The sequence below is a fragment of the Roseixanthobacter pseudopolyaromaticivorans genome (genome assembly GCF_043195145.2).
Taxonomy (GTDB): domain Bacteria; phylum Pseudomonadota; class Alphaproteobacteria; order Rhizobiales; family Xanthobacteraceae; genus NCEH01.
This window is the reverse complement of sequence record NZ_CM195539.1, coordinates 3,304,225-3,330,072: the sequence shown is the minus strand read 5'-3', so window position 1 is coordinate 3,330,072 and position 25,848 is coordinate 3,304,225. Positions and strand designations below refer to the sequence as shown.

The window sequence follows — 25,848 nt, the reverse complement described above, 5'->3', positions numbered from 1 at the left end:
CGAAGCCCGAATAATCCGCACTTGCCTGTGAAATCGGCAAAACTTATGCCCGAAGGGGAGTGTTCACGGAAAGTTGAAATCCAACGTTGGGTTGTGACCTGCTGGGCCGGCTGCTGACGCTGCGAAAACGATCGCAACGTTATTTCCTCTGCCGTCCGGTCCTGCCCGGCAATTGACGGTTGCAGGGTGTGGCGATGATGATTCCCCGCTGCGCCGCGTAGCAGCCGGCTCCGGCGGAGCAGGCTGTTTTCGCGGCTGGGACAACCGCCGGCACCCGTGGGCGCAGGCAGGGCGCCGCTCTCAGACCTCGCTGAAGGTCACCGCCTCGATGCGCCAGCCGTCGGGATCGGTGAGGAAGCCCGCATAATAGGTCGGGCCATAGGCCGGGCGTGGGCCGGGTGCACCGTTGCAGGCGCCGCCCGCCGCCAGGCCCGCCGCGTGAAACGCGTGCACGCCCGCCCGCTCCGCCGCCTTGAAGCACACATGCATGCCCGGCGGGCACGAGATGGCCGCGCCTTTGCGCTCCTCCAGCCAGAACGGCGGCGTATCGTCGGGGCCGTCGGCGGCGAGGCCGAAGCCGGCGGAGCGGGTGCCGGTGGGCTCGTCATACAGCACGGTGCGCACGATCCCGAGGGGGGCAAGCACGCGCTCGTAAAAGGCAAGGGAACGATCGAGATCGGTGACACCGATCGAGATGTGGTCGAACATGAAAACGGCCTCCGGATGCACAGGATGCGCGAGGCTGCGCCCTTGCGGCGGTCGCGCGCAACACCTGTGCCGCGCCGGCCGCCGCCCAGCCCCGCGCGAACATTTAGCAATCCGCGCGCCAGTTTTCGTCTTCCCGCACAAAGAGCCATTGAAACGCCATGGGCGATGGGCCATGTCAGCCCCATGGTCTCTTCCCCTCCGCCGCCCGCCGCCCGCAGCCGCCTGCATCCGCTGTTCGTGGTGCTCGCCGTGGTCTTCCTCGTGGAGGCCTGGCTGTGGCGCAAGCTGGCGCCCCTGGTGCGCTGGTGCGCGGACCTGCTGCCGTTCGAGGCGTTCAAGGCCGTGCTGTCGCGCTGGGCCCATCGCCTGCCGCCTTACGGCGCGCTCGTGCTGTTCGTGGTGCCGGTGGCGCTGGTTGAGCCGCTCTACATCGTCGCCCTGTGGGCCTTCGCCCATGAGCGCTGGTTCCTCGGCAGCCTCGCCCTCGTCATGGAGAAGCTGGTGGGCGTCGCGCTCATGGCGTTCCTGTTCGACGTGTGCCGGGCCCAGCTTCTGTCCATCGGCTGGTTCGCGCGCCTGTTCAACTGGCTGGTGCGGATCAAGAATTGGGCGGAGGCCGAGGTCGAGCCGGTGAAGCTGCGCATCCAGGAGATGATGGCGCGCATCCGCGCGGCGACGCCGGGCGGGGGCATCTGGCTCCGCGTGCGGGCGCTGCGGCGCCGGGCCTTCTCCTCGCGGTCCTAAGGCCTCAGGCGCGGGGATGGGCGGCGCGATAGGCCGCCATCAGATGGCTCTCGTCCAGCGCGGTATAGATCTGCGTGGTGGACAGCGAGGCGTGGCCCAGCAATTCCTGGATGGCGCGCAATTCTCCGCCCCGCGCCAGCAGATGGGTGGCGAAGGAATGGCGCAGCGCGTGGGGCGTGGCGCTATCCGGCAGCCCGAGCGCGCCGCGCATGCGCTCCACCGCGAGTTGCACGATGCGGGGTGAGAGCGGGCCGCCGCGCGCCCCGACAAACAGCAGGTCCTCGCCTTCGAGCGGATAGGGGCAGGCGTCGACATAGGCGCGCACCGCCGCCACGACCGGCGCGATCAGCGGCACCATGCGTGTCTTGTTGCCCTTGCCGGTCACGGTGATGTGGTCGATCGACCCGTGCTGCGGGATCTGTGCGGCCCTAAGGCCCAGCGCCTCGGAAATGCGCAGGCCGGCGCCATAGAGCAAAGCCAGCACGGCGGCGTCGCGCATCAGCACCCACATATCCTTCTCTTCGCCGGCGCGGGTCTGCGGATCGGTCAGGGCGCGCGCGGCGGAGACCGCGACCGGCTTCGGCAGCGCCCGTGCCACCTTGGGCGCGCGCACCGCGCTCAGCGCCGCCACCTGGCCCATGCCCTCGCGTTCCAGATGGCGGGCAAAGGAGCGGGCGGCGGCCAGCAGCCGCACCAGAGTGCGCGGGGCGACGCCCTCGGCCTTGCGGCCGGCGATGACCGCCCGCACGTCGGCCGGGGTGAGGGCGGCAAGGTCTGCCAGCGTGGGGGCGCCGCCGAGATGCAGCGCCAGCCGGTTCAGCACCAAAGCGAGATCGCGGGCATAGGCTTCCAGCGTCTTGGCTGAGAGCCGCCGTTCATGGGCGAGGCGCGCGAGCCAGGCTTCCACGGCGGCGCGCATCTCGGCGCTGAGGGGCGCGACCAGCCCTTCTATGGCGCGCGCCGCCTTCTGTGCGTCGTTCATGGCCATGGCGGCCTCTCCTCGCTGCATTCGTGCGCACCCTAGCGTGCGCCCTTTAACGAAGGGCTGCACCCCTCTTGCTGCACCCTCTTGCGGAAAAGATATATCTAACGATATAAAAGGCCGTGAGCCTATCTTTAGATATATCTCAGGAGTGCAGAATGTTTGGATGCAGACACCACGGCGAAGGCCGCCATCATGGCGAAGACCGCCGTTTTGCAATGGCGCGCGGTGACGAAGGGGGCTGGGGCCGTGGCGGCCATGGGCGCGGCCGGGGGGGCGGCGGCGACATGTTCCGCCTCGGGCGCATGCTCGCCCAAGGCGATCTCAAGCTGCTGGCCCTCGCGCTCATCGCCGAACAGCCGCGCCACGGCTATGAGCTTATCAAGCTGATCGAGGAGAAGACCGCCGGCTGGTATTCTCCGAGCCCCGGCATCGTCTATCCCACCCTCACCTTCCTGGAAGAGGCGGGCTATGTGACGGCCGAGAGCGAGGGCGCCAAGAAGCGCTACGCCATCACCCCCGAGGGCCAGGCTTATCTCGCGCAGAACCGCGATTTCGCCGATGCCCTGCTCGGCCGCCTCGCCGAGATCGGCAACAAGATGAGCCGCTTCCGCCGCTGGATGGGCCGGGGTGAGGGCGATGGCCCGGCGCATGCCGAGCTGCCGCGCCTGGTGGAAGCCGCGCTGGAAAACCTGCGTGAGGTCTCCGGCCAGCGCCTGGAAGCCAATCGCGGCACCGAGACGCGGATCGTCGAGATCCTGGCGCGCGCCGCCGCCGACATCCGCGAGGCGTGATCGCCGCCTTGCTCCCCTTGTGTGAACCGGATCCCGGTTCGCGCGCAAAAGCGGCCCTCCCGGCACCTGCGCCGGGGCGGCCCGTGGGATGCGGATTCATCCGCGCCGAACGTTCGGCCGAAATCGCGGTTTGGTGCGCCGCAGACCCACGGAGAACCGCGGAGAGGCGCCAGAAAACCCCGATTCGTCTACGCTAAGTCATTGTTTCACGTGAAACATTTTTGGCGCCCACGTCGCGGCCGCGCGGTTTCGTGGGCTATTTGGGGCCGCCCGCCCCATAGCCCGCCCGTTTCAGCCGCACGATCGCAAGATCCAGCGCGGACAGGAATTGCGAGCGGTCGCGCTGGGAAAATGGCGGCGGTCCGCCGGTGGTTGCGCCCGCCGATCGCAATTCGTCCATGAGGTTGCGGGTCGCCAGCGCCATGCCGATGCTGTCGGTGGTGAAGGGCCGCCCCGTGGGGCTGATCACATCCGCCCCCGCCTTCACGCACCGGCTGGCGAGCGGCACGTCGGCGGTGATCACCACGTCGCCCTTGGAAACGCGCTCGGCGATCCAGTCGTCCGCCACATCCGGTCCGCTCGGCACCAGCACCCGCTCGATATCCGGCGAGCGGGGCAAGGCGATGGGGCTGTTGGAGACGACGAACACCTTCAGGCCGTGGCGTTCCGCCACGCGATAGATCTCCGCCTTCACAGGGCAGGCGTCGGCATCCACATAAAGCGCGATGGGCGCTTCCCTCGGGGCCTGTTTCGCTGGCACGATCATGGGCGCTGCATCGCATCCTTCCCCGCCGGCCGCAACCCGCTGTGCGGGGGCGCGTTGACGGGGGGAGCGAACTTCTGCATGGGACGGGCATGAACACGCTGCTGACCGCCGTGCGCACGCGCCTCCAGGCCGTTCCGCTTCTCGGGCCCGTCTTCACACGGGTGAGCGGGCTTGAGCGCACCACCCTCGCCATCGTCGGCCTCACCGCCGCCGCGCTCTATTTCTTTCTCGCCCTGGCGGGCGAGGTGACCGAGGGCGAGACGCGGGGGCTGGACGAAACCATCCTGCTGGCCCTGCGCAATCCCGCCGACAAATCGGATCCCCTCGGGCCGCCTTGGCTGGAGGAGAGCATGCGCGACCTCACCGCGCTCGGCGGCACCACGGTGCTGGTGCTCGTGACCCTGGCGGTGATCGCCTATCTGCTTCTGGTGCGTCGGCGCCTGACCGCGCTGATGGTGCTCGGCTCCATCGCCGGCGGCGCGGTGCTGAGCAGCACGGTGAAGATCCTGTTCGACCGCGCCCGGCCGGATCTCGTGCCGCACGGCATGGCGGTGTATTCGGCGAGCTTTCCGAGCGGCCATTCCATGATGTCCGCCGTCGTCTACCTCACCCTCGGCGCACTGCTCGCCCGCGCGCAGGTGCGTCAGCGGGTGAAGGTGTATCTGCTGGGGCTGGCGGCCTTCGTCACCGTCATCGTCGGCATCAGCCGGCTTTATCTCGGCGTACATTGGCCCACCGACGTGCTCGGCGGCTGGGCCCTGGGCGCGGCCTGGGCGGCGACCTGCTGGCTGGTGATGCTATGGCTTCAGACCCGCGGCGAGATGGAGCCGGAAACCCCGACCCCGGAGGAAACCCCCAAGGCCGATGCCTCCTCTGAAGCCGACATCTGATCGGCGCATCCAAAACAAAAAGGGCGCCTGTGGGGCGCCCTTTTTCGTGCGGGGAGGCCGCCGGTCAATCGAAAAGGCTGGAGACCGATTCCTCGTGGGCCGTGCGGGCCACCGCCTCGCCGATCAGCGTGCCGATGGACAACACGCGGATGTTGCGCGCCACCCGCACCGCTTCGGTGGGTTGGATGGAATCGGTGATGACCAGTTCCTTCAGCTTGGAGGCGGTGATGCGCGCCACCGCGCCGCCCGAGAGCACGCCGTGGGTGATGTAGGCGTGCACTTCCTTGGCGCCGCGGGCCAGCAGCGCGTCGGCTGCATTCACCAGCGTGCCGCCGGAATCGACGATGTCGTCCACCAGGATGCACGAGCGGCCTTCCACATTGCCGATCACGTTCATCACTTCGCTCTCGCCCGGACGCTCGCGACGCTTGTCGACGATGGCGAGCTGGGCATCGATCCGCTTGGCGAGCGCGCGGGCGCGCACCACGCCGCCCACGTCCGGGGAAACGACCATGACGTTGTTGAGGTCGAACCGGTCCTTGATGTCGCGCACCATGACCGGGGCGGAATACAGATTGTCGGTGGGGATGTCGAAGAAGCCCTGGATCTGGCCGGCGTGCAGGTCCAGCGTCATGACGCGGTCGGCGCCCGCATGGGTGATGAGGTTGGCCACCAGCTTGGCCGAGATGGGCGTGCGCGGGCCGGGTTTGCGGTCCTGGCGGGCATAGCCGAAATAGGGCAGCACGGCCGTGATGCGCTTCGCCGAGGCGCGGCGCAGCGCATCGGTGATGATCAGCAATTCCATCAGGTGGTCGTTGGTCGGGAACGATGTGGACTGCAGGATGAACACATCCTCGCCGCGCACATTTTCCTGAATTTCAACGAAAATCTCCATGTCGGCGAAGCGCCGCACCACCGCCTTGGTGAGGGGCGTGGAGAGATAGGCCGCGATGGCTTCGGACAGCGCGCGGTTCGAATTTCCAGCCACAAGCTTCATGGATGCGTTCTCGGTCGACACTGGCACGCCGCCCGCACGATGCAGGGCCGCCTTAAGAATTCGGGCCACCTGTAGGCACCCGCCACGGCTTTTGTAAAGCCTGCGAAACTCAGTGCTGCGCAAACGCCAGCGTTGTCGTCGGCTGCGGGTCGCCCTGCGGCTCGGCCTCAGCGACCGGCGGGCCATCGCCGCCGATGGGCGCGCCAGCGGGGGCGGCGGGCGCCGCCGCCGGGGCCGGATCGGGCGCGGCCGGCGCTGCCGCCTGGCTGGGTGCGGGCGGCAGGCCCGCGGAAACCCGGCCGCTGGGCGGCACGCCCAGGCTTTCGGCGAGGCTCGCCATGGACTTGCCCGCGATCTTGGAGAGCACGGCCTCGTCGCACACCGCCCAGGCATCGCCCTTGACGCGCTTGGTGGTCTCTTCCCCGGTGATGCGGGCGACACGCTGCTTGTCGGCGTCGAATACATCCCAGGCATAGGCGACGGAGGTGGTGGTCTTGTCGGAATGGACGGCCAGGTAGCCGCGCACCCGGTAGGCCGCTTTCTCGGTGCGTGAAACCACCGCCACCTGTTGCGCGTCAGCTTCGGCGCTGAGGCGAGTCACGAGCTTGTCGAAGGTGGGCTTGGGCGGACCGTCGATGGATTCGAACGACAGGGTGCGGCTTCCCGAGGCGGCGGTGCCGCCATCGGTCTGGCATCCGGCGAGCGCAAGTCCAACACCCAGGACCAGAAGGCGCGAACCCCACCGCACCGTATGCATCCAGCGTGTGTTGGTGCTTGCGTCCGGCATGCGGCGCTCCCCGTCTGTGATCCACAGGAGGGTTAGCGGCAATTCGGCATCAGGTCCAGAGAAACGGTTAAGGCATCGTTAACGGGTGTGAAAATCCTGTGTGCCGGCTCAAATCAGGGCGATTGCCGCCACCATTCGGCCGTAATCCGCCTCTCGCCGATGGGTTGACCGGCGATAGCTGAAGAAGCGCTCGGGGTCGGAATAGGTGTCGAGCTTCAGGTCCTCCACGGCGCCCACGCCGGCCTGCGCGAGGCGGTGGGCGATGAAGCCCGGCAGGTCGAACAGGGCATGGCCCTCCCGCTCGGCGGCGATGAAGAAGCGCGCGAACGACCGGTCCTCGTCGATGAAGCGGGTGATGAAATCCTCGCCGACCTCATAGCTCGGCTGGCGGATCAAAGGGCCGATGGCGGCGCGGATGTTGCCCCGCCTCGCGCCCAGCTCCTCCATGCGACGCAAGGTGGATTCGAGCACGCCGCCGAACGCGCCCTTCCATCCCGCATGGGCCGCGCCCACGACCCGCGCGTCGGGATCGGCGAACAGCACCGGGCCGCAATCGGCCACCGTGATGGTGGCGCCGAGGCCGGGCACGGCGGTGACGACCGCATCCGCCTGGGGTGCATCCTCGCGGGTCCAGGGGGTGGTGAGGATCACCGCTTCGGGCGAATGCACCTGCCAGCAGGCGACCAGCGCTTCCGGGGCGACGCCGATCTCGCGCGCCATGCGGGCGCGGTTCTCCAGCACGTTGGCCGGATCGTCCTTTGAACCGAGCCCGCCGTTGAGGCTGTCGTAAAGCCCCTGCGAGACCCCGCCGCGCCGGGTGAAGAAACCGTGGCGGATGCCGGGGAGGGCGGATAGCGAGGGGGCTTCAACCTTCATGGGATCGTCTCCGCATAGGCTTCGGACGGGGCAAAGCCCGGCGGTGGGTCGAACGGCGCGGCGAAGGCCGGGCCGCAGATGCAGAGCACCTTGAACAGGGCGCCCATCTCCTTCTCCCCCGTGCCCGCGAGGCGGGCGAGGGCGGCGGTGATCGCGTCAGCCTGGACGGGAGATGCGGTCGCCTGAAGGCGCTCGGCGCGCTCGCGCAGGCCAAGGCGCAGCAGGAATTCGCCCTGGGGCACCGGCCCGAAGGCGCCGGCCCCGGCGGTGATCGCGGCGCGGGCGAGGGCCGCGAAATCCACATGGGCGGTGAGGTCCGCTTCCCCCGGCTCGGCCAGGGGATCGACGAAGGCATGGGCCTTCATGGCCTGGAGCGTATCGCCGAAGCCGCTTTGCGCGTGGCCGTAATCGATCACCAGCGCCGCGCCGTCCTGCCCCGCGAGGCGGGTTGCGAGCGCGCGGGCGGCGGGGCTTTCCAGCCGCTCCAGAACAGCGCCGGGCGGATGGGGCGGCGGGATATGGCGCGCCAGCACCTCCAGCAGGCGGGCGGGGTGGGGATCCACGCCGAAGGTCAGTTCCCCAGCGGCATCGAGGCCGACCCGCCGCTCGTGCCAGCCGGCGCGGCTGCGGATGAACTGGGAGATGGGCAGCGCATCGAAGAATTCGTTGGCGAGCACCAGGACCGGGCCGTCCGGCAGGTCCTCCAGCCGCGTGTGCCAGGAAATGGGATGGGCCGTCGCGGCATTTGCCAGGGTCGCCTGTTGCCGCGCCCGCAGCACCGGGCTGATCTCGACCAGGTGGACCCGCGCCGCGGCAGCGAACCCCGGCAACAGGCGGGTGGCGCGCAGGGCATCGGCCATCAGCGTTCCCCGGCCGGGACCGAACTCCACGAGGTGCACGGGATCGGGGCTGCCCATCTGCTGCCAGGCGGCAAGCGCCCACAGGCCCAGCAATTCCCCGAACATCTGGCTGATCTCGGGGGCGGTGATGAAGTCGCCGGCCGCCCCGAACGGGTCGCGGGTCATGTAATAGCCATGGCGGGGATGGCCCAGGCACAGATCCATGTAGCGCGCGAGCGAGATCGGCCCCTCGCTTGCGATCAGGGCCTTGATCTCCCGCGCCAGGGGGCTCGTCACCTCTGGGGCCCCGGATCGAAACCATGGACGGGACGGCTCAGGGCATAGATCACGATGCCGAGGCCGGCGATCACCACCGGCAGGGAGAGGATCATGCCCATGGTGGTGCCATAAGCGAGATAGCCCACCTGCGGGTCCGGTTCGCGGAAGAATTCGCCGGTGATGCGCCCGAGCCCGTAGCCGATGCCGAAGATGCCGGCCGCAAGGCCGGGGCGCCGCAGGCCGCCGAGCCGGACCACCAGCAGCATGACCAGGAACAGGATCACGCCCTCCATGGCGGCTTCGTAAAGCTGGCTCGGGTGGCGCGGCACATTGCCGCCGGTGGGAAAGATTACCGCCCACGACGCGTCGGAGGGGCGGCCCCACAATTCGCCATTGATGAAATTGGCGATACGGCCGAAAAACAGGCCGATCGGCGCGACCACGCCCGCCACGTCCAGCAGCGAGGGCACGGGGATTCGCCGCGAACGCGCGAACAGCACCAGCGCCAGGATGGTGCCAGCTAGCCCGCCGTGGAACGACATGCCGCCCTTCCACACCATGAGGATCTCGGCCGGATGGGCGAGGAAATAGGGCAGGTTGTAGAACAGCACGTAGCCGATGCGGCCGCCGAAGATGACGCCGAACGTGGCCCAGAACAAAGCGTCGTCCAGATCCACCGGCTTCATGGGCGGACGCCCGCCCCACAGGGCGTTGCGCGTCACCAGCCAGCGGGCAAGCTGCCAGCCGATCAGCAGGCCGGCGATATAAGCCAATGCATACCAGCGGATGGCGAGCGGGCCGATTTCGATCAGCACCGGGTCCAGGGCCGGGAAGGGAATGGCGAAATTGATCATGAAACCCCCAGCAGGAGGTGGGCCGGACGGGCGTTCACCACGGTCGGGCGGTTGCCCGCCGACCCGTGGCATGTGCCCGCAGGCGCGGCGTCCGTCAAGGTGACACAGGGTCGGCCTTGCGGCGCGGCGCGCCTATGCCCATTGTCAGTTCAGGTATAAGGCATGCGCCGTGTGCGCATTGGAACGAGAGTTGGCTCCCATGACCCAGACCACAGGCCGGATTTTCGACGAGATGGCGCGCCTGGTGAATGACGCGGCCGGCGTCGCCCAGGGGATGCGGCGCGAGGCAGAAACCGTGGCGCGTTCGCAGATGGAACGTTTCCTGCGCGACATGGACCTCGTGAAGCGCGAGGAATTCGACGTCGTCAAGGACATGGTCGCCGCCGCGCGCCTCGAGAACGAGCGGCTCGCTCAGCGCCTTGCCGAGCTGGAAGCCAAGCTTGCCGCGCAGGCGCCCCACACGGCGGGCGAAGGCGGCTTTTCCGGCACGCCGGGCGCCGGTCCCGGCCCCGTATGAGCAAGGTTCTGGCAAGGTGTGAAGCCTAAACCACAATCTGTCGTAGCGGTGCCACGTTGCGCCGCGATATAGTGGGTTCTAGTGGCGATTCGTAGCCGGATCGTCGCGCATGGCGCGACGGGGCGCAGCATCGTCAAGGCAAACCGGTCTCAGGCGGCCGGTGCAGCCGCCGGTACGCTGCGTCGCGCAAATCCTGGCTGGCTTTGAGTGCCCTGGCTTTGAGTGTCGTTGCTGCCGTAACCGACCCTCTCCGCGTCCCTCAAACCGCGAGGTCGAGGCATGTCTCTCATCGACATCGAAGCTGAAGCTCCGGCTAACCCCGTGGATCTGGTGGAGCGGCTCGCTGCCGTTCACGACTGGTCCTTCGAGCGTTCCGACGAGGACGAGATCACCCTCTCGCTCAACAGCCGCTGGACGGACTGCCATGTCTCGTTCCAATGGATGGATGAGATCGAGGCGCTGCATCTCGCCTGTGCCTTTGACTTCAAGGTGCCGGACAACCGGCGCACGGAAGTGCTGAAGCTCCTCGCGCTCATCAATGAGCAGATGTGGCTCGGTCATTTCGACATATGGTCGCAGGAAAACGTCATCATGTTCCGTCACGCTTTGGTGCTGACGGGCGGGGCGACCGCGAGCGACCGCCAGTGCGAAGCCATTCTCGGCGCCGCGATCGATGCCGTGGAGCGCTATTATCCGGCGTTCCAATTCGTGGTCTGGGCCGGCAAGACCGCCCGCGAGGCCATGGACACGGCGCTTTTCGATACGGTCGGAGAAGCTTAAGACTGGGGCACCCACGATCGCGCGCGGAGCCGGGCACCGGCTCCCGCGCCCATGCAGGTGTGCCCATGTCGGTCGATCTTCTGAAGTCCTTGAACGGTCCCGTCGTCCTCGTGGGCGCCGGCAAGATGGGTGGAGCTTTGCTCGACGGCTGGTTCCGTCTCGGTCTCGAACCCACCAAGGCCGTGGTATTGGACCCCAACCTGCCGGGTCCGGCCGCAGCCGCGCTTCTCGCCCACGGCGCGCATCCCAATCCCGAACTCTCGCAGATCGCCGATCCCTCCGTGCTGGTTCTGGCGGTAAAGCCGCAGGTCGCCCCGGCGGTGCTGGCCACTGTGCGCTCGCTGGTGAAGCCGGGCACGGTGGTGGTCTCCATCATGGCCGGCCGCACCCTGGGCTTCCTGCAGGAAGCGCTGCCGCGCGGCACCGCCATCGTGCGCACCATTCCCAACACACCCGCCGCCATCGGCCAGGGCATCACGGTTGCGGTCCCTAATGCCGCGACCAATGCGGCGCAGCGCGATGCCGCCGCCGCTTTGCTCGGCGCCGTCGGCCCGGTCGAATGGATCGAGGACGAAGAACTGATGGACGCGGCGACTGCGGTGTCCGGCTCGGGTCCGGCCTATGTGTTCCTGCTTGCCGAAACCCTGGCCCGGGCGGGTGTCGCCGCTGGCCTGCCGGCGCCGCTCGCGGATCGACTCGCGCGCGCCACCGTCGCCGGCGCCGGGGCCTTGATCGCCCAGTCCGGCACCGAGCCTGCGACTCTTCGTGCGAACGTCACCTCGCCCGCCGGTACCACAGCGGCCGCGCTCGGTGTGCTGATGGATGCTGCCGGCGGCTTCGGCCCGCTGCTGGAGAAGGCGGTCGCGGCGGCGACGCGCCGGTCGAAGGAACTGGCGAACTGATTCTCGGCGCCACGCCCCTTGCCGCGTGCCGGCATGGGGACCACCTTGGTTCCGGGGACCCAAGGGAGCACGCCATGACTTGCGAGACCACACGGGACGCGTGCCTGCGCGCGTTTCTCGACCTCCTGTCCCAGCGCCCGTTCGAGCGCATTTCCCTCGCGGACGTGGCCGCGCACGCGGGCGTGCCGCTTTCGCAGATGCGGGTGGAGTGCGCATCGCCCTATGATCTGCTCGATGCCTTCGCCCGTGCCACCGACCGCCATGTGCTGGCGGAAAGCGGCGCGGACCAATCCGGCCCGATCGAGGGGGAAAGTGCGCAGGAGCGGCTGTTCGAGGTCCTGATGCGCCGGCTCGACGCGCTGGAGCCCCACCGCGCCGCCGTCGAATCGCTGCTGGCTTCGGCCCGGCGCAATCCCCTGCTGGCGGCGCACCTGCTGAAGACCGGCACCCGATCCCAGCATTGGATGCTGGCGGCCGCCGGCATCGACACCGCGGGACTTGCCGGGGACGTGCGCGCCCATGGGCTCGCCCTGTTGTTCGCGCGCCTCCTCGAGACGTGGCTGAAGGATGACGACCCCGGTCTCGCCCGCACCATGGCGGCGCTCGACCGGGAGCTGGGCACCGGCGCGAAGATGCTGGATATGCTGGACGATCTCGCCTTCATCGCGCTGCCCTGGCGCAAGCGGCGGCGCTCTGCCGTCGCGCCTCCAGCCCCTGACGCGGAAGCCGGCGTCGCTTGACCGGGCTTGACCGCGCACGCTTAAACTCGGCGCGCACGGGAGAGCGGGCCATGAGCGACGACACGGCGGGCGGGACAGCGCCGATCAGCTACGATGACTTTCTCAAGGTAGACATCCGCGTTGGCACCATCGTCGCGGCGGAGCCGTTTCCGCAGGCGCGCAAACCCGCGATCAAGTTGCGCATCGATTTCGGGCCGCAGATCGGCGTGAAGAAATCCTCCGCGCAGATCACCGTGCATTATGCGCCGGAGGAACTGATCGGCCGGCAGGTGGCGGCGGTGGTGAATTTCCCACCGCGCCAGATCGGCCCCTTCATGTCCGAAGTGCTGACCCTCGGCTTTCCCGATCCCGACGGCGCCGTGGTGCTGATCGGCCCGAGCCATGTGGTGCCGGACGGCGGCCGCCTGTTCTAGATCCGCGATGGCGGCGGACCGGGCGGCCTTCGGCTCAGGATGCTGCGAAGGGGTGGTGCGCGGTCTTCGCCTTGGCCACCACGTCGGCGGCCTTGGGCTCGCCGCTCACCGCGCGGGCGATGGCTTCCTTGGTGGCCTGATAGTTGAATTGCTGGATTTTCGCGTCGTCCGTGGCTTCCCAATGGATGAACACGCCGACGCAGATGAAGATGTCGTCGGCTTCCTCAGCCGGAATGGTGCCGTCTTCCACGGAATCCGTCACCGCCTTGGCCACCGCATATTGCGCCGGGCCGAACATCTGCACCGCCTGGCGGGCGTCCTTGATGGTGACCTTGTTGAACAGCACCGTGTTGGGCTTGGCCAGAAGGTTGGGTTCCACCACGGCCAGCAGGGTGGTGAAGCCGTCCTTGTTGTTGGTCAGCGCGTTGACGAAGGCGGTTTCGGCCGAGGAGCCGCGCGGCCCCATGATGAGGTCGATATGCGCCACTTCATTGCCGTCGCCGACGAGGGATTCGCCGACCAACAGCTTGTCGATCTTCGCCATGAGAGCAGTCTCCATGCGTGAAAAGGCCGAAACGCCGCGCTTGGGTCCGCGGCCCGCTGTGCCCGGCTATCCTTGTTGCGGCGTTCGGCGTCGTGCCGAACCGGTTGGCCAGATAGCGCTTTGACCACACAAGCCTAAGCCTGCCGCGCGCCCGGGCGCAAGCCGCCGCGCCGCTGCGCGGCGGCCTGGTGAAGCGAGCTATCGGACCTCGAAAGGAATATTGCCGGTGGCGGCGGCGCCCCGCCCATCTCGCAAGGTTACGAACACGCGATAATGGCCCGCGTCCAATCCCTGGATGCGCACGCCGTTCAGCGAGGGATCGTGCAGCGCCTCGGGGAAAGAGGGCGGCACCGGTTCGGCGTCGCCGCCGACGCCGCGCACCGGGGTTTCGCCCATGATCTGCCATTCCGCCTTCAGGGGGTCTCCGTCGGGGTCCGTCGCGGCGAGTGCCACCTGCACGCCCCCCGCGCGATCGAAGCTGTTCGGCCCGCGCAGCTGAAGCGAGAGAATACGCGGCGCGTGGTTGGCGCCCATCGGCAGGCTCCCGTCCTGCTTGCCCTTGGGCTCGGCCGGCGGCTGGCCGCCCCAGGATTCCGCCATGGCTTCCACCGTTTCCGTCCATTCGCCGGTGGGCAGGAACAGGCTGTGCCAGGTGGGCGTCACCTCCTGCTTCTGGCCCCAATAAAACGGCAAGGCGCCGGTATGGCTCTGCTTCAGCACGGTCAGATACCGGCGCACCTGGTCCGCCTTGGCGGTGGAGGTGGGCTCGATGGGGGCGCCCCAGGCGGTCTTTCCCGCCTGCCACTGGCCGATCGCGCCAAGCTCGGTGACGATGATCGGGCCGCTCCAGCCCTGGGTGCGGGCGCGGCCCACGAGGGTGAGCAAGCTGTCGCCATAGGCGTTGAGGCCCAGCACATCGATGCTCGGGGCAAGCCGCTTCAGGGTTTCCACCTTGTCGGTGCCGGTATCCGCCAGCACGGCCATGACCGGATGGGCCGGGTCGAGCGTCTTGACCAGTTTCGCGGCCTGCTCGATGGCCGGCCACACCGGCTCCGCCTCGGCGGCGGTCAGCTCGGTCTCAACCTCGTTTCCGACGCCCCAAAGGAGCAGCGCTGGATGGGTGCGGTAACGCTCGACCATGCGCTGCAGGTCGGCCAGTTGGCTCTCGGTGGCGGCGCGGTCGCCATAGTTGAAGCCGCGGCGGGGGTGCTCCAGCCAGAAGCCCACAATCACCTTCAGCCCCGCGCGCTGGGCGCTGTCTAGGATTTCGCCGGGGTCCTGGCCATAGGTGCGCACCACATTCGCGCCGGTGGCCTTGAGATCCGCCAGCCGTTTCGTGCCGGCGGCGCCATTGGGCACGAACGGTACGCCGTCCAGCAGCAGTTCGGTGCCCCGCACGGTGACGCCGTTCGCCATTCCCGGAGAGGCGCCGGCGAGCGCGAGCAAAAACGACAAGGCGGACACGAAGGTAAGACGCACGGGCGACTCCTGAGGAACGGGCGCTGTATGCAGATAAGATCCATGACGCTGAGGAAGACAAGCCAAGCAACGTCACCTTATTGTGGCAGGAGCCGCACTGCGCGCGACGCAGACAAGACGGCAAAGGCTCACACGGAGCCGAATAAGCCGAATAACAGGAGGAGGCCCGCATGAATCTCGCCCGCAAACTGAAAGCCCGTGCCGCCGAAGGTCGCCCAGTCCGTGTCGGTTTGATTGGCGCCGGCAAGTTCGGTTCGATGTTCCTTGCCCAGATACGCACCACGCCCGGCATGCATCTGCTCGGCATTGCAGACCTGTCGGTGAGCCGGGCCCGCGCGGCCTTGACGCAGACTGGCTGGGATGCGGACACAGCGGTCGTTGCCGATTTCGATACCGCCCGCCGCACCGGCGGCACCGTGCTCACGGAAGATGCAGACGCGCTGATCGCGGCCGACGGGTTGGAAGTGATCGTGGACGCCACCGGCAGTCCGGCGGCGGGCATTCGCCACGCGCTCGCCGCCATCGCCCATGGCCGCCATGTGGTGATGGTGACGGTGGAAGCGGACGTGCTCGCCGGTCCGCTGCTGGCGCGGCGGGCTGATGCAGCGGGCGTGGTCTATGCCGCGGCCTTCGGAGACCAGCCGGCCCTCGTGTGCGACATGGTGGATTGGGCGCAGACCTGCGGCTTCCGGGTGGTGGCGGCGGGCAAGGGCACGCGTCATCTGCCGGCCTACCACCAATCCACCCCCGAGACAGTGTGGAAGAACCTCGCCATATCCGAGGAGATGGCGCAGGCGGGCGGCATGAACCCGCAGATGTTCAACTCGTTCGTGGATGGGACGAAGTCGGCCATCGAGAGGGCGGCCATCTCCAACATGACGGGGCTGAAGGCGCCACGCGACGGCCTGCTGTTCCCGCCGTGCGGGGTCGACGATCTGCCGCGCATGCTGCGGCCCCGGGCGGATGGCGGCATTCTGGAAGAGGCGGGCATGGTGGAAGTGGTCTCCTCGCTGGAGACCGACGGGCGGCCCGTGTTCCGCGACCTGCGCTGGGGTGTCTATGTGGTGCTGGAGGCCGACCCCTCGCAGCGCGGAGATTATTCGCGGCGTTGCTTCAAGGAATACGGAATGATTACAGATCCGTCCGGCCGTTATACTGCGCTTTATCGTCCGTTCCATCTCATCGGCATGGAGCTTGGTGTTTCGGTGGCGGCGGCGGCGTTGCGGCATGAGGCGACGGGCAGCGCCATCGGCTTTTTCTCAGATGTGGCCGCGACCGCGAAACGCGATCTGCGCGCCGGAGAAATGCTCGATGGCGAGGGTGGCTATACGGTCTACGGGCGGATCATGCGGGCGGAAGATTCGTTGCGGGACGGCGTGCTCCCCATCGGTCTGGCCCACCATGTGAAGCTCAAGCATGGCGTGCCGCAAGGGCAGGCGGTGCGGTGGGCGGATGTGGAGATTGCCGACGGCGACACCCTGCGTTTCCGGCGTCAGATGGAAGCTGAATTCGCGCTTTCCGAACCGCTTTCTGCTTGAGTTTTCGGAACTTTCCGTCCCCGGCGCGAGTCCTGCTCGCGCCGGCGCGCGCGATGGTCTAAGCAGGGCGCCGCAAGGATCGGAAGGACCGACCGGAATGTTCGTGCTCGCCCATCTCTCCGACCCGCACCTCGGCCCTATTCCCGAGGCGCGGCTTTCCGAAATTCTGGGCAAGCGTTTCTTCGGACTCATGAACTGGATCGGCGCCCGGCGGCGGAACTTCGGCGCCACGACGCTCGCCGCCCTCATGGACGATCTCAAGCTTCAGGCGCCAGACCATATTGCCGTTACCGGCGATTTGGTGAATCTCAGCCTGCCGACGGAATTCGACACCGGCGCCACCTTCCTGGCGTCGCTCGGGACCCCGCAGGACGTCTCGGTCATTCCCGGCAACCATGATGCCTATGTCCGCTCTGCCCTGAGCTATCACCTTGAAAGATGGGCGCCTTTTCTGGCTGGCGATGATTCCTCCCCGGACACGCCGCTGGATGTCGGTTCCTTTCCCTATGTGCGGCGGCGTGGCCCGGTCGCGCTGGTGGGGGTGTCCACGGCCATTCCGACGGCGGTGTTCCTGGCCAGCGGAGAAGTCGGCGAAGCGCAGCTCGAGCGGCTGCGCGCGATATTGATTTCGCTGAAGAACGAGGGCCTGTTCCGGGTCGTCATGATCCACCACCCGCCGGTCGGTGAGCGGCATTATCATCGCGACCTGCGCGATGCGGCCGCGTTTCGCCGCGTGGTGGCGGACGTGGGCGCGGAACTGGTGCTTCACGGCCACGACCATCGCGCCTCCCTCGGTACGATCGAAAGCGTGGACGGCCCCGTGCCCGTGGTGGGCGTGCCCTCGGCCTCCGCCGGTCCAGAGGATGGCCGTGGGCCAGGCCGTTATAATCTTTATAGAATCTCTGGAGAGCCCGGGGCATGGGCGTGCCAGATGGAGAGCCGGGGCTATGTGGCGGGCGAAGCCGATGTCGCCCGGCGCGACCTGCGCCAGCTTTTTGGGACGCCGCCAGCTGCCTGAGCGAAGCTCACCACTGCACCTTTCCAAAGTGTAATGTTCATGAACATGTATTCAGTAATGTCTTAAGCGGAGCTATATTTAAATTACCGAAGTTTAAGTTGCGGAATAACGCTGGGACTTTAAGAATTGAGGCATCCCAGGAGGATGACATGAAGACCTCGATTATCGCCGCCGCCACTGCCGCCGTTCTCGCCAGCTCTCTCGCCGGTTTCGCCACGGGAGCATCCGCGCAGAGCACGGCGCCCGCGACCCAGGCGACTCCCGCGAACCCGGCCCCGGGCGCTCCCGCGACCAAGGGTCAAGGTGCCGGACCCGACGAGCGTGGAAGCTGGCGCCCGAGCCCCGCCGACCGCGCCGCGCTGACCGACGCCCGCATCGCCGCCATCAAGACCGGCCTGAAGCTGACCCCCGACCAGGAAAAGCTCTGGCCTGCCGTGGAGACCGCGTTGCGCGATGTCGCCAAGGACCGGGCGGCACGGTTCGCCGCGTTCCAGGCCGAGCGCAAGCAGGGCACCAAGCCGGATGCGATCGAGCGTCTGCGTGATGCGGCTAAGGGCCTCAACGCCCGCGCTGCCGATCTGGTGAAAATCGCGGATGCCGCCGATCCGCTCTACAAGACCCTCGACGAGGGCCAGAAGCGCCGCCTCCAGATCTTGGTGCGCCAGGAAATGCCGCGCGGCCCCGGCCACAAGATGCATGAGGGCCGGCCGCACCAGCGCGGCTGATCCGACCGCGGCGGGGCGGCCTTCGGGATCGTCGCGACCGATTTCGCATCCAGATAAGACTACTGAAACGCCAGTCCCGCGGGGGCTGGCGTTTTTGTTTTTAGCCGTGCAGCGAGTAGCGGAGAAAATTGCAGCTTCTGGTTCATTTAACGAAACCCGTGACGCCGTCATCTTAGGCTTTGCTTTAAAATATCGCTGAGGGGGGCGGCGATGTTCATCTTCGGGGCAGGGCGCGCCGGCCTGATGCCGGGCTCTGCCAGCAAGCGAACTTGGTGCGTGGGCCGAAGGTGCGGCGATCACACTCGCGGGCACGCTCCTAATCCAAGGCCGTTCTAGGGCTCGTGATATTCCAGGGCCTTACTCTGTCTGCGTATAGAGCCATTAAATCGTAAAATGAAAAGGTGTATCGGGTGATCGAAAGTCCCTTCTGGACTTATGTGGACGGGTTTTTAAGAAACGCAGCCGTGATGGTCGCGTTGATGCTTTCTATAATTGCGATCCACGATAAATTCAGGCAGCGGAAGAGCGGGTTATCCTCTCTATTTTATGGAATTGCGTTCGGGTGTGCCGCGCTTGCATGCGCCGCGATCTCCCACGATTCCCACAACGCATCAATCTACAGCTTGTCTATCGTGCCCCTCATCCTGGTTGGGCCGGCATTCGGCATGGCAGCGGCAGGTGGCGCGGCCGCCCTGGTGGTGGTCGGCGCGGCCTTGGTGCCGGGCGTTCTGGATTCTGCGTGGGACGCCGCAAGCGCGGCGCTTGCCTTTGCGGTCGGCGCGGCCGTTGTGGCGGGGTCCGGTTGGCGCCTTGCCTCCGATCCGCCTCTCGCGCGGTCGACAGGGTGGAGCGTCCTGCTGCTACTGGCGGTGGTGGCGCCATTCGTCCTGCTGTTGCCGCGCGCGGCCGGTGAGGAGGCATCTCTCGCCGCGCAAAACGTCGTGCTGCTGTTCGTCATGATGCCGACCGCCACGCTGGCCCTCGGCGGCGCACTGGTGTTCGCGCAGCACCGGTGGGCGCTCCACGCCGCGCTTGCCGAGAGCCACCAGCGTTTCGCCGCCATCGCGGCCAACATTCCGGGCGTGTTTTACGAGCGCCGGCTCGGGTCAGGGCAAAAGCTGGTCTTCACCTATGTCAGTGACCGGGCGCAGGAGATTCTGGGCGTTTCCGCGCAAGCGATGCTTGCGGACCCAAACGCCTTCCTGCGCGTCGTCCATCCGGCCGATCTGCCGCTCGTGCATTCCGCCATCGAGAAAAGTTCTGCCCCGGGGGCAGGGGCGGTCGTGGCGGAATATCGTGTCATTCGGCCCGATGGCGCGGTGCGATGGATCCAGACCCACACCCAGATCAACGCGACGACCACGCGGCCGGGGGAGAGCATCGCCGACGGTATCGCCTTCGACATCACGGATCGCAAGGAGGCCGAACTGGCGGCGGCACGCGCCAACGAACGCGTCGCCTGGCTGGCGGACCACGACCAGATGACGGGCTTGCCGAACCGCACCGCTCTGCGCGCCGCGGCGTCGCGGGCCCTCAGCCCGGGCGCAGGCGGGCATGTCGGCCTGATCCTGGTGGATTTGCGGGAGAGCCGCTTCATTAACGAATTGTTCGGCCAGGAGGCCGGCGATGCGCGCATCATCGATGCCGCGCGCCGCATCGTGGCGGCGGCGCCGAAGGAGGCCGTCGTCGCCCGCACGGGAAGCGATGAATTCGGCATTCTCTGGTCCGGCGTCTCGGGGGCCGGCGAGGCGGGGGAGGGTGAGGCCCGCGCAGAAATTCGGCCAGAGGACCTGGACGGCGAAGCCTTGGACACCGCGATGCGTGCGCTCGGCGAACGGGTGCTCGAGAAATTGCATAGCCCTTTTGTCATCGAGGGCCAGCCGGTGCCCATGGTGGCCTATATGGGCTATGCCATCGGCCCCGGCGATGCGAGCGAGGAAAGCCGCCTGTTCCAGGCGGCCGCCATCGCCCTGCTGGCCGCGCGGGATTCCCAGCTGTCCGCACCTGCCCGCTTCACCATTGCCATCGAGCGCGAACGCAACGAACGCCGCCTGTTCGACCAGGACCTCGCCGCCGCCATCGAGGCGGGGCACATTCGGCTGGTGTGGCAGCCAGTCGTTGCGTCCGGGGATCGCCGGCTGATCGGCCATGAGGCTCTGGCGCGGTGGTACCGGCCCGGCCATGGGGAAATCGCGCCGAGCATTTTCGTGGCGCGCGCCGAAACGTCGGGCCAATGGGCGAAGCTGGACAAGTTCGTGCTGCGCGCGGCCTGTCGCGAAGCCGCGACTTGGGCCTTGCCGTGCTGGGTCTCCGTCAACGTCTCCGCTGCGTGGTTCCGGTTCGGCGACCTGCCGGCCCTCGTGGAAAATGTGCTGGCGGAAACCGGGCTCGACCCTGGCCGGCTGCGCCTGGAGGTGACCGAGGGCGTCCTGATCGAGGAGCATGACGAGGCGGTCTCCACCTTCGAGCGGCTGCATGCCCTCGGGGTGGGCGTGGTCATCGATGATTTCGGCGCCTTCTACTCTTCGCTCGGTTACCTGCACCGGCTGCCGATACGCAAGATCAAGCTCGACCGCAGCTTCATCGCCAATGTGGAAACCGACCAGCGCTCGCGCATCATCGTCTCCACCATCCTCCAGCTCTGCCAGACGCTGAATATCTATGTGGTGGCGGAAGGCGTCGAAAGCGAAGGCCAGCTCGCCTGGCTTGCCGAGCAGGGGTGCCCGGCGGTGCAGGGATATCTCACCGGCCGCCCGGCACCGCTCGCGGCCTGTCCGGCGGAAGCCTGCCTCGTCACCACATGCGCGCGCTCCGGGCAGGAGCATTCATGAACGCCGCGCATGGGCGACGTGAAGAAGTTTGATTTTTCACAGGTTCCGCGCGGTCATACTCTGCGTTAATCAGGAGGCGGCATTTGCCGTCGACGCGTGCGTCGGCGCGGGGCCATCGCTCCGTCGAACCTTGAAATCCCAGATTCGGGAAAATCCGCTCCTCGTCACCAGGTCACCGGCAATGCGCACCTCTACGGAATCCAATTCTCCGGCGCGTTCCCCCGCCGCCGCGTCCCCTGCGCCGGCCGTTCCGAAGAAGGGCGGCGGCGCGACGCCGGTGCTGCTGGTGCTGTTCGCGGGATGCCTCATTGCGCTGCTGTCATTCGGTCCGCGCGCGTCGTCCGGCTTTTTCCTGTTGCCCATGTCCAACCAGTTCGGCTGGGGCCGCGACGTGTTCGGTTTCGCGTTGGCCTTGCAGAACCTGCTCTGGGGTCTCGGGTCGCCATTCGCGGGGGCGGTTGCCGATCGCTTCGGCATCGTGCGCGTAATGTGCGCCGGCGCGGTGGTCTATGCGGCGGGCCTGGCGCTCATGTCGGTTGCCATCACGCCCGGCCTGCTCAACCTCAGCGCCGGCGTGCTGGTGGGGTTCGGTCTTTCGGCCTGTTCGTTCAACCTTGTTCTAGCCGCCTTCGGGAAGCTGCTGCCGGAGCGCTGGCGCTCGATCGGCTTTGGCGCCGGCACGGCGGCGGGCTCTTTCGGGCAGTTCCTGTTCCCCCCGCTCGCCACCGGCCTGATCTCCCAGGTGGGCTGGCAGGAAACCCTGATGATCTTCGCCGCGGTGCTGCTGCTCGTGGTGCCGCTTGCGTTCGCGCTGTCCACCCGCGGCACGGAGGCGGGGGCGAGCGGGCCGGTGGCGGCCCCCCGGCAGTCGATTCGCTGCGCCCTGGGTGAGGCCTTTGGCCATCCGAGCTATGTGTTGCTGGTGCTGGGCTTTTTCACCTGCGGCTTCCAGCTTGCCTTCGTCACCGTGCATATGCCGGCCTATCTCGCGGACCATGGCATTACCGCCGGGGTCGGGGCGTCCACCCTGGCGCTCATCGGCTTGTTCAACGTGGTCGGCTCGCTGAGCGCGGGCGTGCTGTCGAACCGATTTTCCCGGAAGTACCTGCTCGCGGCCATCTATGCGGCGCGCGGCGTCGCGATTGCCGCCTTCATCCTCTTTCCCATTACACCGCTCACCTGCCTTCTGTTCGGCGCGGCCATCGGCCTGCTGTGGCTCTCCACCGTCCCGCCCACGTCCGGACTGGTGATGCTGATGTTCGGCACGCGCTACATGGCCATGCTCTATGGCTTCGCCTTCTTCAGCCATCAGGTGGGCGGCTTTCTCGGCGTGTATCTGGGGGGCGTGCTTTATGAGGCATTCGGCTCCTACGACATGGTGTGGTGGCTCTCCGTCGCGCTTTCCTTCGCGTCGGCGGTCATCAACCTGCCCATCCGCGAACGCCCCGTGGAGCGCGTGCTGCCCAGCGGCGCGCAATAGTCGCGCCCGTCCCGCTGTTTTCCGGCGGTTGCAACGGCTTCGAGGATGGGGGCGCGGCAGGCCGGATCCGGCCGCCGGCGAAAGCTGGCTTTGTATCCTTGCCCAGGCTGGCGCTCCGGTGCATGGTCTTTGTTAACCAAAATCGCTTATCGAAGAGACATGCGAAGCATTTTACTTGCGGCCGCCGGATGGACCTTGCTCGGGATGGGGTCGGCTGGCGCACAGAGCCTCAATCCCGATCAGGCGCGCGCCTTCGTCGTGGGGCGGACATTCGCGTTCAACTGCTTTGAAGGCACGACCGGTGCCGGCCGTATCTTCCCTGACGGTTCCGTTGCGGGAACCATTACGCTTCGCTCCCAGGGTCCGGCGCGCTATGTGCGCCTGCCGCCGAATACGGTGCGCGTGCGGGGCGAGAATGTGTGCGGGTTCATTGAGGGCATGACCTTCGAACCCTGCTTCGAGGTCAACAAGACCGGTGCGGCCACGTTCCGCGGCTCGCTGGCCGGTGTGGAGACCATGTGGTGCGAATTCACGCGCCTGGGTGCCGACAATCCGCAGGTCGCCACACGCCGCCGTCCCAAATCGCGGGACAATGCCGTGGCGCAGACCTCCGCCGAGTAGCGCGTCGCCGGAGCCGGGCCGTCGTCGCGGCGGCCGGCTGAGAGCACGCCACGCCGATCAATCCGGCCCTTGGGGGCTGAGCCCCTCTTCTGAGGCCTCATGAGCCAGATCCCAGGCATCCCTGCCACCCGTCGGCGATGACCGCCCTTCGGTCAATTCGCTCTCCGGTGGGCGACCTTCTTCTTTTCCCTCGATGGCGGAGCGGTGGCGCATCAGCTCGCGCCCCATGTGATCCATGAACGCGCGCACCCGCGCGGTAGCGCGCAAATCCGGGTGGGTGACCAGCCAAAGGCTTGCGACCATCTCTGCATCCGGCGCCACCAGGCGGACCAGGCCGGGCGTCGCCGCGCCGATGAAGCAGGGCAGGACAGCGAGCCCGATGCCCGCAGCTGCTGCTTCCGCAAGGCCGAGCACGGTGTTCACCCGATAGACGATGCGGTCGTCCCCCGCGCGCTCGCGCAGCCATTTCATGGCCCCGACCTGAGCGAAATTCTCGCTGAGCCCGACCCATTGGTGCGCCCGCAGGTTCGCGGAATCGAACGGGGCGCGGGTCAGCAGGTCCGGCCGCCCATAGACCCCCCAGCCGATGGTCGCGATACGGCGTCCCACCAGCGTGTCACCCGGCTTTTCGCTGGCACGAATGGCGATGTCCGCATCACGCTTGGTGAGGCTGAGGGATTGATTGGAAACCAGCACCTCCAGCCGGATCTCCGGATAGGCCGCATGGAACGAGGCGAAGATTGGGGTGAGCAGGTGCACCAGCAGCGTATCGTTGGTGGTTACCCGCAACTCGCCCGAGGGCCGCAGATCCTGGCCGGTGATGCGGCGCTCGACCGAGGTGATCTCCTCCGCCATGCGATCGGCAAGCCGCACCATCTCTTCGCCGGTGGGGGTTGGGGCATAGCCGCTGCGCGCGCGCTCGAACAGCCGGGTCCCGAGCGTGGCCTCCAAGGTGCCGAGCCGGCGAAACACCGTGGAATGGTTTACGCCGAGGACTTCGGCCGCGCCGGCAAGCGAGCGGGTCTCGGCCACGGCCTTCACGAGGCGAAAATCGTCCCACGCAATCATGTGTGCATCCATGCAAGCGAAACTCGGCAATTGCGAGTATGGCTGTGCGCCAGCAGAAAAGCTACCTGTCGGAACAGTTCCAAACCCTGGAGGTTCCAATGATCGATCTTCGCACGGCCCCTTACGGCCTCTTCCTTTTGCGCGTGGCCCTGGGTGGCATGTGGGTATCCCATGCTCTCATCAAGTACGTGGTGTTCACCGTTCCCGGTTTTGCCGGCTACCTGGCCAATGTCGGCATGCCGGGCTTTCTGGCGCTACCCGTGATCGGGGTCGAATTGGTCGGCGGTCTGCTGATCATCGCCGGTGTTTACGCCCGCCAGGTCGCGCTGCTCCTCATCCCGGTGATGCTCGGGGCGCTGTCGGTGCATGTGGGTAACGGTTTTCTGTTCTCCAGCGCCGGGGGCGGCTGGGAATATCCCGCCTTCCTGGTAATCGTCTCGGTTGTAGTGGCTTTGACGGGCGAGGGGGCGTTCGCGCTCAAGGCTGCGTCATTCGCGCATCGCCCGCAGTTGGCGCGCTAACCGTCTTTAGGTACCTCGATGGGGGCATCGATTCCCCCGCCGGTATCTGAAGGTTGCGTCCAAAACGGTGGCTTTCGCGCCTTCGCGAAGGCCACCGGTGGCTACAAGACCCGCTGTGGTTACCCCGACAGTCGTATGATACCGAAGTTGGATGTCATTTTGGACGTGACATCCCCGCATCGCACCCATGGTGGAAAAATAGGCAAAAAAAAATCGAAACCCAAATAAGCGGCGCCTGTCATGAAACGCGCCGCCATATTTCCCATCGTTTCTGCGCATCCGGAGGTGGAGCAACTGCACAACGATCGTGCTGCATAGCAGCGATCTTCGAATATCTTAGATAGAATTGAGAAAATCATGGCATTCCAAAGCTTAAATTGTGCATATTCATAGAATGTTGTAGTATAATATTGAAAAATACCGCCGTCTAAATGAATTATGTTAAAAATATATCTTAAATTTACTGCGGTTTTGATGCCACATCGAGTCCGTGTTGTTAAGCTTGTGCGGTGCCGCGAAGCATAGTGTGATTGACGCTGGTGGCCCGAGCAGGCATATTTGTTATCAACGGATTCAAGGGCCATTGGGGGCGTCTGTGGTAGCCAACAGCGACATGAGGGTTTCAAGCGTGAATGTGGAGCCTGGGCTCTACGTTCTGCGCTATGCCTCTGGCGCTGATGTTCGCCTCTCCCCGCTCGTAGAGGTTGTATGCGATCCGAGGTCGCAGCAGTCCGTCTCTCTTATTTCCGATCCGCGCGCGGCCAATGGAGTGCTTTCGGCTCCAGGCGCTGCCTTGGTGGTTCGCGCAACGGCACCCGCAAGCCTGCGGATCGCGGTGCGGGCCTCCGAGCCCGGTGGATCGCTTGAGGCGCGCATTACCCTCGAGCCGATTTCCCGCGCGCTCGGTGCTCCGGTTTCTGCTGTTGAGCCGGACCCGCGGGTGCCTTTTGGCGGCGTCTCTGTCCCCGGACCTGGTTCGGCGGCTGTCCAGGTGCTGGGTCATCTGTCGCGTCGAGGCGATGTCCGGGTCGGTCCCGGCGAGTGGCTCGGGGGTCCTGCGGCTCCCCTGCCGATTGAAGGTATAGCGGTTGCCGGGGTCCCACCGTCGTACGGGCTTGAGTATCAGGTTCGCAGCGGCGTCCGGAAGGTTCAGTG

26 protein-coding genes are annotated in these 25,848 nt (G+C 66.8%); 15 read left to right on the top strand and 11 right to left on the bottom strand.

Features of this window, described 5'->3' with window-relative positions:
- Positions 1-300: 300 nt before the first annotated feature.
- Positions 301-708 carry a VOC family protein gene (locus V5F68_RS15815; RefSeq protein WP_394013471.1) on the bottom strand — a complete coding sequence of 136 codons (408 nt, stop codon included), beginning with the start codon at positions 706-708 and terminating at the stop codon, positions 301-303.
- 183 nt (positions 709-891) lie between these two features.
- On the opposite strand from V5F68_RS15815, the gene V5F68_RS15810 reads away from it, so the two are divergent.
- Positions 892-1,452, top strand: coding sequence for a hypothetical protein (locus V5F68_RS15810; RefSeq protein WP_394013470.1), 561 nt, complete (start codon positions 892-894; stop codon positions 1,450-1,452).
- A gap of 4 nt (positions 1,453-1,456) precedes the next feature.
- Here the strand turns inward: V5F68_RS15810 and V5F68_RS15805 are convergent, their stop codons facing one another.
- Positions 1,457-2,371: a tyrosine recombinase XerC gene (locus V5F68_RS15805; protein ID WP_394013497.1), complete on the bottom strand. Its 915-nt coding sequence runs from the start codon at positions 2,369-2,371 to the stop codon at positions 1,457-1,459.
- 350 nt (positions 2,372-2,721) lie between these two features.
- On the opposite strand from V5F68_RS15805, the gene V5F68_RS15800 reads away from it, so the two are divergent.
- Positions 2,722-3,228, top strand: coding sequence for a PadR family transcriptional regulator (locus V5F68_RS15800; protein ID WP_394013469.1), 507 nt, complete (start codon positions 2,722-2,724; stop codon positions 3,226-3,228).
- 256 nt (positions 3,229-3,484) lie between these two features.
- Here the strand turns inward: V5F68_RS15800 and V5F68_RS15795 are convergent, their stop codons facing one another.
- The gene (locus tag V5F68_RS15795; protein WP_394013468.1) at positions 3,485-3,994 is read right to left on the bottom strand and encodes a YaiI/YqxD family protein; all 510 of its coding nucleotides are present in this window, start codon (positions 3,992-3,994) and stop codon (positions 3,485-3,487) included.
- An 89-nt stretch (positions 3,995-4,083) separates the two neighbouring features.
- Between V5F68_RS15795 and V5F68_RS15790 the strand changes: the two genes are divergently transcribed.
- Positions 4,084-4,884: a phosphatase PAP2 family protein gene (locus V5F68_RS15790; protein ID WP_394013467.1), complete on the top strand. Its 801-nt coding sequence runs from the start codon at positions 4,084-4,086 to the stop codon at positions 4,882-4,884.
- A 64-nt stretch (positions 4,885-4,948) separates the two neighbouring features.
- Here V5F68_RS15790 and V5F68_RS15785 read toward each other — a convergent pair whose 3' ends face one another.
- From V5F68_RS15785 to lgt, 5 genes are all read right to left on the bottom strand, one after another.
- Positions 4,949-5,902: a ribose-phosphate pyrophosphokinase gene (locus V5F68_RS15785; protein ID WP_348844489.1), complete on the bottom strand. Its 954-nt coding sequence runs from the start codon at positions 5,900-5,902 to the stop codon at positions 4,949-4,951.
- An 88-nt stretch (positions 5,903-5,990) separates the two neighbouring features.
- Positions 5,991-6,668 (bottom strand): hypothetical protein, encoded by a 678-nt coding sequence (locus V5F68_RS15780; protein WP_394013466.1) that lies wholly within the window; start codon positions 6,666-6,668, stop codon positions 5,991-5,993.
- Between the two features lie 108 nt (positions 6,669-6,776).
- Positions 6,777-7,544, bottom strand: a complete 768-nt coding sequence (gene pgeF / locus V5F68_RS15775) for a peptidoglycan editing factor PgeF (protein ID WP_394013465.1) — start codon at positions 7,542-7,544, stop codon at positions 6,777-6,779.
- A complete protein-coding gene (locus V5F68_RS15770) occupies positions 7,541-8,680 on the bottom strand; it encodes a class I SAM-dependent methyltransferase (RefSeq protein WP_394013464.1) in 1,140 nt (379 codons plus the stop codon). Before V5F68_RS15770 ends, pgeF begins: the two co-directional genes overlap by 4 nt.
- Positions 8,677-9,516, bottom strand: a complete 840-nt coding sequence (lgt, locus tag V5F68_RS15765) for a prolipoprotein diacylglyceryl transferase (protein ID WP_394013463.1) — start codon at positions 9,514-9,516, stop codon at positions 8,677-8,679. Before lgt ends, V5F68_RS15770 begins: the two co-directional genes overlap by 4 nt.
- Positions 9,517-9,715: 199 nt before the next feature.
- On the opposite strand from lgt, the gene V5F68_RS15760 reads away from it, so the two are divergent.
- The 5 genes from V5F68_RS15760 to V5F68_RS15740 all read left to right on the top strand — a co-directional run bounded on the left by V5F68_RS15760 (position 9,716) and on the right by V5F68_RS15740 (position 12,868).
- Positions 9,716-10,033, top strand: a complete 318-nt coding sequence (locus V5F68_RS15760; protein WP_394013462.1) for an accessory factor UbiK family protein — start codon at positions 9,716-9,718, stop codon at positions 10,031-10,033.
- Positions 10,034-10,312: 279 nt separating this feature from the next.
- Complete coding sequence (locus tag V5F68_RS15755) at positions 10,313-10,813, top strand: type III secretion system chaperone family protein (RefSeq protein WP_348844495.1); 501 nt, start codon at positions 10,313-10,315, stop codon at positions 10,811-10,813.
- A 65-nt stretch (positions 10,814-10,878) separates the two neighbouring features.
- The gene (gene proC, locus V5F68_RS15750; RefSeq protein WP_394013461.1) at positions 10,879-11,715 is read left to right on the top strand and encodes a pyrroline-5-carboxylate reductase; all 837 of its coding nucleotides are present in this window, start codon (positions 10,879-10,881) and stop codon (positions 11,713-11,715) included.
- Between the two features lie 74 nt (positions 11,716-11,789).
- Positions 11,790-12,455 carry a TetR/AcrR family transcriptional regulator gene (locus V5F68_RS15745; RefSeq protein WP_394013460.1) on the top strand — a complete coding sequence of 222 codons (666 nt, stop codon included), beginning with the start codon at positions 11,790-11,792 and terminating at the stop codon, positions 12,453-12,455.
- Between the two features lie 50 nt (positions 12,456-12,505).
- Complete coding sequence (locus tag V5F68_RS15740) at positions 12,506-12,868, top strand: tRNA-binding protein (protein ID WP_348844498.1); 363 nt, start codon at positions 12,506-12,508, stop codon at positions 12,866-12,868.
- Between the two features lie 34 nt (positions 12,869-12,902).
- Here the strand turns inward: V5F68_RS15740 and fae are convergent, their stop codons facing one another.
- Both fae and V5F68_RS15730 read right to left on the bottom strand, forming a co-directional pair.
- Positions 12,903-13,412 (bottom strand): formaldehyde-activating enzyme, encoded by a 510-nt coding sequence (gene fae / locus V5F68_RS15735; RefSeq protein WP_394013459.1) that lies wholly within the window; start codon positions 13,410-13,412, stop codon positions 12,903-12,905.
- A gap of 198 nt (positions 13,413-13,610) precedes the next feature.
- On the bottom strand, positions 13,611-14,891 hold the full coding sequence (locus V5F68_RS15730; RefSeq protein ID WP_394013458.1) for a glycoside hydrolase family 2 TIM barrel-domain containing protein: 1,281 nt from the start codon (positions 14,889-14,891) through the stop codon (positions 13,611-13,613).
- 170 nt (positions 14,892-15,061) lie between these two features.
- On the opposite strand from V5F68_RS15730, the gene V5F68_RS15725 reads away from it, so the two are divergent.
- The 6 genes from V5F68_RS15725 (at position 15,062) to V5F68_RS15700 (ending at position 23,104) form a co-directional block, all read left to right on the top strand.
- Entirely contained in the window at positions 15,062-16,429 is a 1,368-nt protein-coding gene (locus V5F68_RS15725) for an NAD(P)H-dependent oxidoreductase (protein WP_394013457.1), read from the top strand.
- A gap of 97 nt (positions 16,430-16,526) precedes the next feature.
- A complete protein-coding gene (locus V5F68_RS15720; RefSeq protein ID WP_394013456.1) occupies positions 16,527-17,447 on the top strand; it encodes a metallophosphoesterase family protein in 921 nt (306 codons plus the stop codon).
- 149 nt (positions 17,448-17,596) lie between these two features.
- Positions 17,597-18,172, top strand: a complete 576-nt coding sequence (locus tag V5F68_RS15715) for a Spy/CpxP family protein refolding chaperone (protein ID WP_394013455.1) — start codon at positions 17,597-17,599, stop codon at positions 18,170-18,172.
- Positions 18,173-18,573: 401 nt separating this feature from the next.
- Complete coding sequence (locus tag V5F68_RS15710; RefSeq protein ID WP_509274396.1) at positions 18,574-21,003, top strand: EAL domain-containing protein; 2,430 nt, start codon at positions 18,574-18,576, stop codon at positions 21,001-21,003.
- Positions 21,004-21,184: 181 nt separating this feature from the next.
- Positions 21,185-22,483, top strand: coding sequence for an MFS transporter (locus V5F68_RS15705; protein ID WP_394013453.1), 1,299 nt, complete (start codon positions 21,185-21,187; stop codon positions 22,481-22,483).
- A 159-nt stretch (positions 22,484-22,642) separates the two neighbouring features.
- Positions 22,643-23,104 carry a hypothetical protein gene (locus V5F68_RS15700; protein ID WP_394013452.1) on the top strand — a complete coding sequence of 154 codons (462 nt, stop codon included), beginning with the start codon at positions 22,643-22,645 and terminating at the stop codon, positions 23,102-23,104.
- Positions 23,105-23,161: 57 nt separating this feature from the next.
- On the opposite strand, the gene V5F68_RS15695 is transcribed toward V5F68_RS15700, so the two are convergent.
- Positions 23,162-24,172 (bottom strand): LysR family transcriptional regulator, encoded by a 1,011-nt coding sequence (locus V5F68_RS15695; RefSeq protein ID WP_394013451.1) that lies wholly within the window; start codon positions 24,170-24,172, stop codon positions 23,162-23,164.
- Between the two features lie 98 nt (positions 24,173-24,270).
- Between V5F68_RS15695 and V5F68_RS15690 the strand changes: the two genes are divergently transcribed.
- Entirely contained in the window at positions 24,271-24,693 is a 423-nt protein-coding gene (locus V5F68_RS15690; protein ID WP_394013450.1) for a DoxX family protein, read from the top strand.
- The last annotated feature ends 1,155 nt before the right edge of the window (positions 24,694-25,848 follow it).